Source organism: Corallococcus terminator, assembly GCF_049194865.1.
GTDB classification, from domain to species: Bacteria; Myxococcota; Myxococcia; order Myxococcales; family Myxococcaceae; genus Myxococcus; species Myxococcus terminator_A.
Genome location: NZ_JBLZWL010000097.1, coordinates 50,366 through 62,199 on the forward strand (window position 1 = coordinate 50,366; position 11,834 = coordinate 62,199).

General features: G+C 71.0%; 11 protein-coding genes. 7 read left to right on the forward strand and 4 right to left on the reverse strand.

The genetic code is table 11. The features are described from left to right. Positions 1-4: 4 nt before the first annotated feature. From ACN469_RS29815 to ACN469_RS29830, 4 genes are read right to left on the reverse strand one after another with little or no spacing between them, the layout of a single operon-like run. Positions 5-928: a 1,4-dihydroxy-2-naphthoate polyprenyltransferase gene (locus tag ACN469_RS29815; RefSeq protein WP_498773279.1), complete on the reverse strand. Its 924-nt coding sequence runs from the start codon at positions 926-928 to the stop codon at positions 5-7. Next, positions 925-1,785: a 2-succinyl-6-hydroxy-2,4-cyclohexadiene-1-carboxylate synthase gene (gene menH, locus ACN469_RS29820; protein ID WP_498773281.1), complete on the reverse strand. Its 861-nt coding sequence runs from the start codon at positions 1,783-1,785 to the stop codon at positions 925-927. Before menH ends, ACN469_RS29815 begins: the two co-directional genes overlap by 4 nt. Continuing rightward, a complete protein-coding gene (menD, locus tag ACN469_RS29825) occupies positions 1,776-3,545 on the reverse strand; it encodes a 2-succinyl-5-enolpyruvyl-6-hydroxy-3-cyclohexene-1-carboxylic-acid synthase (protein ID WP_498773283.1) in 1,770 nt (589 codons plus the stop codon). The genes menH and menD overlap by 10 nt, the downstream gene beginning before the upstream one ends. Then, positions 3,529-4,839 carry an isochorismate synthase gene (locus ACN469_RS29830; protein ID WP_498773285.1) on the reverse strand — a complete coding sequence of 437 codons (1,311 nt, stop codon included), beginning with the start codon at positions 4,837-4,839 and terminating at the stop codon, positions 3,529-3,531. Before ACN469_RS29830 ends, menD begins: the two co-directional genes overlap by 17 nt. Positions 4,840-4,943: 104 nt before the next feature. On the opposite strand from ACN469_RS29830, the gene aroF reads away from it, so the two are divergent. The 7 genes from aroF (at position 4,944) to ACN469_RS29865 (ending at position 11,767) form a co-directional block, all read left to right on the forward strand. Further along, complete coding sequence (gene aroF, locus ACN469_RS29835) at positions 4,944-5,861, forward strand: 3-deoxy-7-phosphoheptulonate synthase (protein ID WP_498773287.1); 918 nt, start codon at positions 4,944-4,946, stop codon at positions 5,859-5,861. Continuing rightward, entirely contained in the window at positions 5,858-6,547 is a 690-nt protein-coding gene (gene ubiE / locus ACN469_RS29840; protein ID WP_498773289.1) for a bifunctional demethylmenaquinone methyltransferase/2-methoxy-6-polyprenyl-1,4-benzoquinol methylase UbiE, read from the forward strand. Before aroF ends, ubiE begins: the two co-directional genes overlap by 4 nt. A gap of 118 nt (positions 6,548-6,665) precedes the next feature. Next, a complete protein-coding gene (locus tag ACN469_RS29845) occupies positions 6,666-7,130 on the forward strand; it encodes a shikimate kinase (RefSeq protein ID WP_498773291.1) in 465 nt (154 codons plus the stop codon). Then, on the forward strand, positions 7,127-8,398 hold the full coding sequence (locus tag ACN469_RS29850) for a shikimate dehydrogenase (RefSeq protein ID WP_498773293.1): 1,272 nt from the start codon (positions 7,127-7,129) through the stop codon (positions 8,396-8,398). The genes ACN469_RS29845 and ACN469_RS29850 overlap by 4 nt, the downstream gene beginning before the upstream one ends. Continuing rightward, positions 8,395-9,414: a chorismate synthase gene (aroC, locus tag ACN469_RS29855; protein ID WP_498773295.1), complete on the forward strand. Its 1,020-nt coding sequence runs from the start codon at positions 8,395-8,397 to the stop codon at positions 9,412-9,414. Before ACN469_RS29850 ends, aroC begins: the two co-directional genes overlap by 4 nt. Then, entirely contained in the window at positions 9,411-10,481 is a 1,071-nt protein-coding gene (locus tag ACN469_RS29860) for a 3-dehydroquinate synthase (protein ID WP_498773297.1), read from the forward strand. Before aroC ends, ACN469_RS29860 begins: the two co-directional genes overlap by 4 nt. Then, positions 10,478-11,767, forward strand: a complete 1,290-nt coding sequence (locus tag ACN469_RS29865) for a 3-phosphoshikimate 1-carboxyvinyltransferase (protein WP_498773299.1) — start codon at positions 10,478-10,480, stop codon at positions 11,765-11,767. Before ACN469_RS29860 ends, ACN469_RS29865 begins: the two co-directional genes overlap by 4 nt. Positions 11,768-11,834: the final 67 nt, after the last annotated feature.

An 11,834-nucleotide genomic window follows, 5' to 3' on the forward strand; every position in this document is an offset into this window, starting at 1 on the left:
CACATCATCGCAGGTACAGGCCCACGCCGAACAGCACTCCGAAGAAGAGTTGGAAGCGCGCCGTCCCGCCCAGCGCCGGGTTCAGCGCAGCCCCCTGCTCTCGCAGCACCCGCTTCAGCGGCGGCACGACCAGGGGCAGGCTCAGGAACGATAGAAAGACCCAGGGTCCCGCGAGTCCCAGCGAGAACATCGCCACCGGCGTGGCGAACGAGGCGACGAGCAACAGCACGTACTCGGCCTTTCCCGCCGTCGTCCCCCAGCGCACGGCGAGTGTGCGCTTGCCCGCCTTCACGTCCGTGGTGACGTCTCGCAGGTTGTTGACGACGATGAGCATGGTGCCGCTCGCACCGACTGGAATCGCCGCCCACCATGCCGCCGGATGCACCGTGCCGGCCTGCACGTAGAAGGTCCCCGTCACCGCGACGAGCCCGAAGAAGATGAAGACGAACAGGTCGCCCAGCCCGTTGTAGCCCAGGGGGAACGGCCCGCCCGTGTACGCGTACCCGCAGAGGAGCGACGCGAGCCCAATCGCGACGATGGGCCAGCCGCCCACCGCCACGAGGTACGCCCCCACCGCCGTCGCCAGGGCGAAGCAGACCGCCGCGCCCAGCAACACCGTGCTCGGAGCAATCAGCCCGCTCTGCGTGACTCGCACCGGCCCGAGCCGCTCGTGCGTGTCCGCGCCCTTCTTGAAGTCGTAGTAGTCGTTGATGAAGTTGGTGCCAATCTGGATGAGCACCGCGCCCAACAGCGCCGCGAGGGCCGGGAGCGTGCGCCCGACACCCAGTCCGAACGCGAGCGTCGTCCCCACCAGCACGGGCACCAGCGCCGCTGTCAGCGTCTTGGGGCGCACCGCCATCAACCACGTCTTCACCGTGGGCCGAGGCTTCGCCATGCCCACTGGGGCTACCGGCACGGACGTACTCACGGGTTCACCCTCCCAGGACTCGCCACCGGGGCGGCGGCCTCGAACTGGGGCGCCTCGTACCAGGGCGTCTGGAGGAAACCGAGCACCTCCCGGACGTAGTCCTCCGGCGCCTCCAGGTGCGGCGCGTGGCCGCAGTCAGAGAAGGCATGTCGCCACACCACAGGAAGCTCCGTCGCCATCTTCCGCGCCGTCTGCGTGAACTTCTCGTCCCGCGCCCCCGTGAGCAGCAACGTGGGCAGCCGCTGGTGATGCAGCTCCGACCAGTAATCCGGTTGCACACCGAGCCCCAGGCACTCCAGCGCACCGGCGAGTCCCTCCACCGTGCATGCACGACGGTGAGCGCGCAGCGTGTCACGGCGCTCCTTTGGCATGTCTCGCAACCCGTCGAACAGGGGCAGCGCCTCCCAGCGCTCCACGAAGGCGTCCACACCCTGGGCGCGGATGAAGGCCGCGAGCCGTGCGTCCGCCTCACGTCGCGCGGAACGCTCCTGACGACGATGCAGGCCCGGCGAACCGCTCTCCATGATGAGCCGACCGAACCGGTCCGGTGCGCGCACGGCCGCCGCCAGCGCCACCCGCGCGCCCTGCGAATAACCGAGCAGATCCACCGTGCCCACGCCCAGCGAGTCCACGAGGGACACCAGTGCGTCCACCGTCTCCAGGAAGCCGTCGCGGCCCTGTCGCTCGGGCAGCGGCGTGGCGCCGTGTCCAGGCAGGTCCACCGCGATGGCTCGCACGGCGCTCCCCAGCAGCGGACGCAGTCCATCGAACGAGGCCCGGTTGCCGGTGAAGCCGTGCAGCAGCACGAGGGGCCGGGAACCTTCTCCCCACGTCTCGTAGGCCAGTGTCACGCCCATGGTCCGTCTCCGAGTGCGGCGGCCATCCTCGCGAAGAGCTGCCGGTGGTCATCCACGTTCGCGGCCCGGTCCACGCGCACCTCCACGAGGTGCAGGCCGCCTTCGAGTCCCTCACGCACCGCCGACCGCAGCGCGGAGGGTGTCGTCGGCCGGTGCAGCCGCGCACCGCCGAGCGCCGCCGCATGCGACAGGTCCACGCCATGCGGAGTGCCGAACAGCGTCTCGAACTCGTCCGGCTTCGCCGTCTGGGCGATGGGCAGGAACGAGAAGATGCCGCCGCCGTCGTTGTTCACCGCGACCACCGTCAGCGGGACTCGCGAGCGCGAAGCCGTGACGAAGGCGCCCACGTCGTGCAACAGCGCCAGATCGCCCGTGAGCAGCACCGCGGGACGCGAGGCCGCGGCGGCCATGCCCAGCGCGCTGGAGATGATGCCGTCGATGCCGTTCGCTCCACGATTGGCGAGCACCCGCAGCGGCACCGGACCCGCCGGCGCGAAGGCGTCCACGTCGCGGATGGGCATGCTGCTGGAGACGAACAACGGGGCTCCCGCTGGAAGCGCGGCCACCACCTCGCGAGCGATGCGCGGCTCGCTGAGCTGGTCGGGCCGCTCGGCGAAGGCGGCCTCGAGCGCGCCTCTCGCCAGTCGCTCCGCCGCGAGGAAGCCCTGGGCCCACCGCCCCGCTCCTCGCGTCTGCCCCTTCGCCAGCGCCGCGCAGGCCGCCACCGCCGAGCCCTCCACCACCGTCGCCGCGCGATGCGTGGGGTCGAACAGCGAGCCCCCATCACTGAAGAGGACGACGTCCGAGCCCGACGCCTCCATCCACTGCTGCGGCGACTTGGGCGTCAGCCCACCACCGAAGCGCAACACCAGCTCCGGACGGTGCGCCCGGGCGAAGGGCGCATGGCGCAACAGCGCGTCGTAATACGAGAGCGTGAGCGGCCCACCGCCGTAGCGCGCCTGGGACGTCGCCTCGGCGAGCACCGGGTAGCCCGTGGCCTGGGACAACGCGGAGATGGCGTCGGCGAACCCGTCCGCCTCGTCGCGCGGTCCACAGACGATGACACCCCGCTCCGTCGCGGCGATGCGCTGACGGAGCGACTCCAACACCGCCGCGTCAGGCACCGGCATCGGCGCCACGATTCGCGTGAGCGGCGCCCCCGCGCGGCCCGCCTTCGCCAGCGCGGACAGCCGCTCCTCGCCGAAGGCCTCCGTCACGGGCGCGAGCGGCTCGCGGAAGGGCACGTTGAGCTGCACGGCGCCACGCGGCATGCGCAGCGCGGTGGCCACGGCCCGGGCGGCGGTGGCGCGCAGGTGGATCAACGCGACGTCACTGGCCTCGGGGACTCCCACGTCCGTGAAGCTGCGCGCGTGCTCACCGTAGAAGTGCGCCTGGGGCACCGTCTGCGCCGCGCCCCAGCCCTGCAGCTCCAACGGACGGTCCGCCGTCAGCACCACCAGCGGCACCTGCGACAGCGAGGCCTCGATGACCGCGGGATAGAAGTGCGCGCCCGCCGTGCCGCTCGTCGCCACGAGAATCACTGGCGCGCGAGACTGCTTCGCGAGCCCCAGCCCGAAGAAGGCCGCGCTTCGCTCGTCGATGATGGACCAGGTGCGCAGGCCCTCCGCGCGAGCACACGCCAGCGCCAGCGGCGAGGAGCGCGAGCCCGGGCACACCACCGCGTGCCGCGCGCCACCGCGAACCAGCTCCTCCACGAGCGCACGAGCCCACAGCAGGTTGAGATTACTGTCGCCCGACATCCCCGCCTCCCAACGCACGCAACACGGCCAGACTCTTCATCTCCGTCTCCCGCCACTCCGCCTCCGCGATGGAGCCGGCCACGATTCCGCAACCCACGAACAACCGGGCCCGCGAGCCCCGCACGCGCGCCGAGCGCAACCCCACCATCAGGTGCGCACGCCCCGGCCCCACCCACCCCACCGGCCCCGCGTACCAGCCCCTGTCCAACCCTTCGTGCTCCAATAGGAAGGACAGCGCTCGCTCGCGCGGCGTTCCTCCCACCGCGGGCGTGGGATGCAGCGCCCCCACCACCTGCGCCGCCGACACGCCCTCGCGCAGCTCCGCGCGGATGGCCGTGCGCAGGTGCACCACGTTCTTCAACGCCAACAACTGGGGCTCCGCGTCAGCCCGCACGTCGGTGGCCAGGCCCCGCAGCGTCGCGAGGATGTAGCGCACCACCGCCTCGTGCTCGCGCCCGTCCTTGTCCTGGCCCCGCAGCCCCTCGGCCAGATGCGGCGCGGCCGTCCCCGCGAGCGCCTCCGTCTCCAGCACCCGCCCCTCCACCCGACACAGCGTCTCCGGCGTCGCGCCCAGGAAGCACGTCCCGTCCGGCGCTCGAAACAAGAAGGTGGCGCAGCGAGGGTTCTGCTCCCGCAGCCGCGCCAGCACGTCCACCACGTCGAAGGGCGCCGGCCCCTCCACGTCCACGGCGCGCGCCAGTACCACCTTCTGAAGCTGTCCCGAAGCAATGGCTTCCAGCGCCCGCTCCACCCGCGCCTCGAAGTCCGGACGCGACGACGTCAGCGACAGCGAGACCTCGCCGCCCCGCACATGTCGATAGGCCTCCGAGAAGCGCGCCCTCACCCGCTCCAGCCGCGAGCGCACCGCGTCCTCGCCACCCCGCCCCTCGGGCGCGAAGGCCGCCACGGCCAGGCCGCTCAAGGTGCGCCACACCAGCACCTCCGGCAACGTCCAGCGCGCCACGCCGTGCGCCGCCCAGGCCTCATCGGGCAGGCCCGTCGCGCCGAAGCGAATCCCGCCGAACCAAGGACCCGGGAGGTTGTCGGGAGCCTCTCCCAACCAGCGCAGCGACGTCGCGGCCAGCGTGCTCAGCACCTCGGGCACCTGCCCGGAATCCGAGGCCTCCACCACCGCCGCCTCACCCCACCCCGCCACCGCTTCCCGCTCCAGGGGCCGCTCCCAATACACCGTTGGAACGCCCAGCGAGTCCGCTCCGGAGAGTGGATCCACCGCAGCCAGGGGCATCATTCCGGCCACCCAGCGCTGGCTCTCAACGAGATTGAGCGTCTTCATCAGCGGTCCTCATCCGCGACTGCCCTGAAATCACCTTCGGTTGTCTTCTAAGCCATCTCGGCTATACATGCACCAAGGAGTTCAAAACCTCTTGAACTCGGTGGATGGGAGGGCTCGTGGGAGGCAAGCAGCCAGACGAATCCGTGCCGGTAAACGCCGGGAAGGACACGGGTGCGCGGCGAGTGCTCCGCTCATTCCGGCCCGAGGGCACGCGTGTCCGAGCGGGGACCGTGGAGGTAGGCGGCCCGGGATTCGTCGTCATGGCTGGCCCCTGCGCCGTGGAGGGTCTGGAGCAGGTCGACCGCACCGCCGCCGCCGTGGCCCAAGCCGGTGCCCATGTCCTCCGCGGTGGCGTGTTCAAGCCCCGCACCAGTCCCTACGCGTTTCAGGGCATGGGGGAGCCGGGGCTCCAGCTGCTGGCCGACACCGGACGCCGACATGGGCTGCCCATCATCAGTGAAGTGATGGAGACCGCGCAGATTCCCTTCATGGCGGAGTCCGCGGACATCCTCCAGGTGGGCGCGCGGAACATGCAGAACTTCTCCCTGCTGCGCGCGCTGGGGAAGATTCGCCGCCCGGTGCTGCTGAAGCGGGGGCTGTCCGCCACGGTGCAGGAGTGGCTGCTGGCGGCGGAGTACATCCTCGAGGGCGGCAACGAGCAGGTGCTGCTGTGCGAGCGGGGCATCCGGACGTTCGAGACGGAGATGCGCAACACGCTGGATCTGGCCGCCGTTGCATGGGCCAAGCAGCGCACGCACCTGCCCGTTATCGTCGACCCTTCACATGCGACGGGACTGGTGGAGCTCATCCTCCCCATGTCGCTGGCGGCGGCGGCGGCGGGGGCGGACGGGTTGTTGATTGAGGTCCATGCGAAGCCGGAGCAGGCGCTGTGCGACGGGGCGCAGGCCCTGACGCCGGAGCGCTTTCAAACGTTGATGCAGCGGCTGCCAGCCGTGCTAGACGCGGTGGGCCGACACCTTTGGCGGCCGGAGAGTCCGGCCCAGGTCGTGAGGGCGCGATGAGCACTGAAGTCCGTCAGATGTTCTCCTCCATCGCCACGCGGTACGACGTGACGAACGAGGTCCTGTCGTTCGGCATCCACCGCCTGTGGCGCCGGACGGCCGTGCGACTCAGCCGGGCCAAGGAAGGCGACAGCGTCCTCGACTGCGCCTCCGGCACGGGTGACCTGGCGCTGGTCTTCAAGCGGAAGGTGGGAAGCAACGGCCGAGTCATGGGCACGGACTTCTGCCCGGAGATGCTGGAGAGCGCCCCCGCGAAGGCGGCCAAGGCGGGCCTCCAGGTGGACTTCCAGGTCGCCGACGCGATGGCCCTGCCCTTCGCGGACAACAGCTTCGACGTGGCCTCCATCGCCTTCGGCATCCGCAACGTGGATGACCCGGTGAAGTGCCTCAGTGAGATGGGGCGCGTGGTGAAGCCGGGTGGCCGCGTGGTGGTGCTGGAGTTCGGCCAGCCCAACGGCGTCTTCGGAGCGCTCTTCCGCTTCTACAGCAAGACGGTGATGCCGGCGATTGGCGGCATGCTCACCGGCAATCGCGCGGCCTATGAGTACCTGCCCCGCACCTCGGCGGCCTTCCCCGCCGGAGACCGTTTCCTGTCGCTGATGGACCAGTCCGGAGCCTATGCGGAGCGAAGCGCGCATCCGCTGATGTTCGGGACCGCGAACGTGTATGTCGGCATCGTCCGCTGAAGGCCGCAGAAGACTCGTCGAGCATGTCCTCAACTCAGTGGATCCCCGGCTCGCGCCGACCCTGAGAGAAGCCCTCGCGCGTCCGGGGCCCATACCCCGCCCGGACGCGGGCCAGACGGTGGTTCTGTGTGGCCACCGCAGCGCGGGCAAGTCCACGCTGCTGCCCCGCGTCGGCGGGCTGCTGGAGCGGCGCGGCCTGGACCTGGACACCCACCTGGAGCAGACCCATGGACGCCCGCTGCGCAAGTGGGTGGCGGAGGCTCCCGCGGAGTTTCGCGCCGCTGAGCGCCGAGCGCTCCTGGAGCTTCCCTCCGGTGCCCTCGTCGCGGTGGGTGGCGGCTTCCTCTCGCACCACCCGGACGCGCTGGCGGGGATGTTCACCCTGCTCATCCCGGTGACGTTCGAGACCTACCGGGAGCGACTGCTCACGGACCGGACCCGCCCCCGGTTGCGTCCGGAGGTCTCCCTGGAAGAGGAGCTCTCCTCCGTCTTCCATGAGCGCGAGGTCCTGCACGCCCGCGTTCCCACCATCGCCCTGGTGGACTTCCTCCGGGGCTGCCTCCACCTCGAGGAGTCCCCGTGACACCCGCCCGGCGTGTCGTGACGCTGCCTCCCACCCTGCTCGGCGCTGACGCCGTGCACTTCGCCCGGGAGTGCCAGCGTCGCGGCGCCGACGTGCTGGAGATTCGCACGGACCTGCACACCCCGGAGGCCGTGGACCCGGCGGCGCTCGCGGCCGTCCTTCCGCTGCTCGTCTCCGAGCGTGGCAAGCCGCTGCCCGCCGCCTGGATCTCCGCCGCGTGGCGCGTGGACCGGGACTTGATGGACGCCACCGGGCACCAGGGTTCGCTCGACGCGCCCTCCGGAAAGCTGCTCGCGTCGCACCATGCGGACCGACAGCTCACCACCGACGAGGCGCTGCGCCTGTGGGAGCGCGATGTGCCTCCCGACGCGCTGGTGAAACACGTGGAGCCCATGGCCCATCCGGACCATGTCGGCACCCTGCTCGAAACCCAGCGTCGGCTGGCGGAGCGGTTCGGCGTGACGCGTGTCACGGTGCTCGGCATGGGCGCGGTGGCGCTGCCGGCTCGGGCCGTGCTCGCCCGGAACAACCTTCTCGATTACGTGGCGGCAGGCGGCTCGTGGGCCGCCGCTCCGGGCCAGCGACTCCTCGACGACGTCGTCCGCGAGTGGCGCGGCTCGGACCGCACCACGCTGCCAGCCCCTCTGCGGCTGGGCATCTTCGGGATGTCCATTGCCCACTCGCGCTCGCCGCGCATCCACCGCCAGCCGTTCGATCGCATCGACATCCCCGAGGGCGGCCCCGTCGAGGCGCTCCTGGACTCGCTCTTGCCCCACTACGCGGGCTTCGCTGTCACCAGCCCGTTCAAGATGCCCCTGGCCCGGCACACCGGCTCATCGCTGGACGCCATCAACACCCTGGTCCGCCGGGGCAACCGGTGGGAGTCCTTCAACACGGACACCGAGGGCGCCCGGAAGGTGCTGGAGCGCCTGGGCGCCAAGGACGTCTTCGTCCTCGGTGACGGGGGCGCCACCTCCGCGCTGCGCACCGTGGCGGCCGAGCGCGGTGACGCCCTGCGCATCCTTCGCCGGGCCGACATCCAGGCCCCCCTCACCGGGGCGGGCGTCTGGACCTGGCCAGTCCATGTGGAGCCGCCGGATTCCCTGCGATTCGAGCGAGCACGCGTCGCGGTGATCGCATACGGTGCGCCCGGCCGACGCATCGCGGCGGAGATTACGCGGCGCGGCGGCACCCCGGTCCTGCTGGGTGCGGCGTGGTTCGTCGCGCAGGCCCGGCGGCAGCGACAGCTTTGGGAGACCGCGACATGAACACCTTCGGAGTCCTCTTCCGCTTGACGACCTTTGGTGAGAGCCACGGCCCCGCGCTCGGCGCGGTGGTGGATGGCTGTCCCGCGGGCGTGCCCCTCACGCAAGAGCGCCTCCAGGCCGCGTTGGACAGGCGCCGCCCTGGCCAGTCCGCCCTTGTCACGCCTCGCAACGAGCCAGACCGGGTGGAGATCCTCTCCGGCGTCTTCGAGGACAAGACGCTCGGCACGCCCATCGCCGCCATGGTGCGCAACACGAACCAGCGCTCGGGCGACTACGAGCAGCTCAAGCAGGTGGACCGGCCCGGCCACGCGGACGCCGTGTGGCGCGAGCGCTACAAGCACCGGGACCACCGCGGCGGTGGCCGCACCAGCGGACGCGAGACGCTCTGCCGCGTCATCGGCGGCACCATCGCGGAGGCGTACCTGGAGCGAGATATGCCCACCGTGCGCACCGTCGCGTACGTGTCGCAGGTCGGTGAGCTCATCGCCTCCGTACCCGCGCCGGGCCTCACGCGCGCCATGGTGGACGCCCACCCCACGCGCTGCCCCGACGAGGCCGTCCGCGAGGAGATGTCTCGCCGCATCCTCGCCGCGAAGGAGGCCGGGGACAGCCTCGGCGGCTCCATCGACATCCGCGTGGAAGGCCTGCCCGTGGGACTGGGCGAGCCCATCTTCGGGAAGATCAAGGCGCTCATCGCGCAGGCGCTCGGCAGCGTGGGCGCCATTACGGGTGTCGTCTGGGGCCCGCCGGACTTGCTCCAGCGCATCGGCCAGCCGGGCACCCAGTTCCACTCCGTCAAGGACGTCTACGGCGGCATCCAAGGGGGACTCACCAACGGTGAGCCGCTCCAGGTCCGCGCTTTCTTCAAACCCCCAGCGACGCTGGCGGACCACGCGAAGGGTGGCCGTCACGATCCGTGCATCATGCCCCGCGCCGTTCCGGTGCTGGAGTCCATGGTGTCACTGGTCATCGCAGACCTCGTCCAACAGATGAACGCACGCCCCAACACCCTATGAGCCCCTACCCTCCCGGCGCCTACCGTCCTCCCAACGACCGCTGGGGTCCGTTCTCCCGACTCGCCAAACGCCTCCCCGAAGGCAGCCTCGCGGTGGTGGATCGCACCGTGGCCCGTCTCCACCCGGGGATCATCCCCGCGCTGGAGGCGCAGAATCCTCGCGCCATCGTCCAGCTCGTGGGCGGAGAGAGCGCGAAGAGCTTCAAGGCCCTGGAGAAGGTGCTCGCCGCGGGCCTGTCCCTGCCGCGCTCCGGCACGCTGCTCGCCGTGGGCGGAGGCACCGTGGGCGATGTGTCCACCGTCGCCGCGCACCTGCTCAAGCGCGGCGTGAGGTTGGTGCAGGTCCCCACCACGCTGCTCGCCGCCGTCGACAGCAGCCTGGGTGGCAAGGGCGCGGTGGACCTCACCGTGAAGGGCCGCGTGGTGAAGAACCCCGCCGGCGTCTTCCACTACGCCGAGGAGTCGTGGATCTGCCCGGAGCTGTTCGCCTCGCTGTCGCCGACGCAGGTGCGCGAGGGCTCGCTCGAGGCGTGGAAGATGGTCATCAGCCTGGATGCCGCCCTCTTCCGTCGCTACCTGCGCAAGCCTCCGGCGCTCGAGAAGCTGGTGAAGGACGCGCGCGGCCTCAAGGAGAGCGTCTGCGAGCAGGACCCGTACGAGCACAAGGGCCTGCGCCGGGTGCTCAACTTCGGCCACACCTTTGGCCACGTGCTGGAGAGCGTGTCCCACTTCAAGCTGTCCCACGGTGACGCCGTGGGCCTGGGCATCCTCCTGGCCCTGGACGTGGGTCGCCACCTGGGCGTCACCCCCGAGCCCGTGGCCGCCGAGGTCGAGCGGGCCCTCATCGACGGCCCGGGTGTCCAGAGTCGTGAGCGAGTCGCCGCCCTGCTGCGCCCCGCGTCGCTCAAGGACATCGCCACGCTGCTCGACGCCGACAAGAAGGCGGGAGCGCGGGGCGAGCTGCGCATGGTGCTGCTGACGGCCATCGGCGCCACCGAGGTCCGCGACGTGGCGGCGACCACGTGGCGCGAGCTGTGGCCGTCGTGGACGAAGGCGGTGCGCCCGTGAGCACCAGCACCCGTCGAATCCTCCTGGACCCGAGCGGCCTCGTGGCCTCGCCGCTCACCCCGCCCGTCTCCAAGTCGGACGCGCAGCGCGCCCTGGTGCTCGGCCACCTCACCGGCGCCTGGCCCCTGCCCTCCGTCCAGGCCGAGTCGGACGAGGACCTCCCCGCCGACGTGCGCGTGCTCCGTCGAGGCGTGGAGGCCCTGCGACTGCCACCCGGGCCCGTTCGCGACGTGGACTGCGCGGACGGTGGCGCCCCCTTCCGAATCCTCGCCACCCAGGCCGCGGTGACTCCAGGCGCGCGAGTGAGCCTCACCGGAACGCCCCGCCTGGGTGAGCGTCCCCACGGCCCGCTCTTCACTTCGCTCAAGGACGCGCTCGGCCCCGCGGGCCTCACCCTCACCGAGGGACACCCGTGGCCCGTGGAGCTGGCCGCGCCCACGGACACCTCGAAGGTGTCGCCCGTCTTCCGGGTGCCCGGCTCGCAGAGCAGCCAGTACGCCTCCAGCCTGCTCCTGGGCTGCGCCGCGCTGTTCCTCCGGGAGCGCCGCGCGTGGAGCGTCGAAATCGAAGGCACGCTGACGAGCGCCGGCTACCTGGAGCTCACGCTGACATGGCTGGAGCGCTTCGGCTTCGAGGTCCAGAAGTCCGACTCCCGCTACACCCTCTCCGGCTACACGCCCCCGCCGAGCGTCCCCTCGCTCCCCGGGGATTGGTCCTCATTAGGTTATCTCCTGCTCGTCGCCTGGAAGGCCGGCGGCACGGTGGAGCGGGCAGATTCGGCCAGCGCCCATCCGGACCAGGCCATCCTCCGCCTCATCGAGCAGGTGGGCCTGGGCACGACGCCAGCGGGCCCCGCCCACACCTTGAAGGTGACGGGCCGTCCCGTGGGAGGCCTGCGGGCTTCGGGCAAGGAGTGCCCGGACCTGCTGCCGACCCTGGCGGCGCTCGCCTGTGTGCTCCCCGCGCCGTCCACGCTGACGGACGTCGGAATTCTCCGACTCAAGGAAAGTGACCGGTTGGAAGGTATCCGAGACCTCGTGAAGGCCTACGGGGGCACCGCGGACCTTCAGGGGGAAATCCTCCACCTGACGCCTCCAGCGGCCCCTCCTGCCCGGTTCGAGATGGACAGCCGGGGGGACCACCGCCTGGCGATGACGGCCGCGACACTCAGCGTGCTGTCTGGAGCGACCCTCGTCCTGACCGGTCCCGAGTGTGTCGAGAAGAGTTTTCCCGGCTTCTGGCGGCAGCTGTCCCGCTCGGGAGCGCGTATTTCCGAGCAGCCGTAGGAAGCATCAGTGTCTCCCCCGTCGACTTATCGATCTTTTTTGTTGAAAGCGATCTGCCCCCTGTGAA

Coding starts and splice junctions, on each gene's coding strand:
- menH (WP_498773281.1), bottom strand. CDS start 1,785: ATGGGCGTGACACTGGCCTACGAGACGTGGGGAGAAGGTTCCCGGCCC.
- aroC (WP_498773295.1), top strand. CDS start 8,395: ATGAACACCTTCGGAGTCCTCTTCCGCTTGACGACCTTTGGTGAGAGC.
- aroF (WP_498773287.1), top strand. CDS start 4,944: ATGGGAGGGCTCGTGGGAGGCAAGCAGCCAGACGAATCCGTGCCGGTA.
- ACN469_RS29830 (WP_498773285.1), bottom strand. CDS start 4,839: ATGAAGACGCTCAATCTCGTTGAGAGCCAGCGCTGGGTGGCCGGAATG.
- ACN469_RS29860 (WP_498773297.1), top strand. CDS start 9,411: ATGAGCCCCTACCCTCCCGGCGCCTACCGTCCTCCCAACGACCGCTGG.
- menD (WP_498773283.1), bottom strand. CDS start 3,545: ATGTCGGGCGACAGTAATCTCAACCTGCTGTGGGCTCGTGCGCTCGTG.
- ubiE (WP_498773289.1), top strand. CDS start 5,858: ATGAGCACTGAAGTCCGTCAGATGTTCTCCTCCATCGCCACGCGGTAC.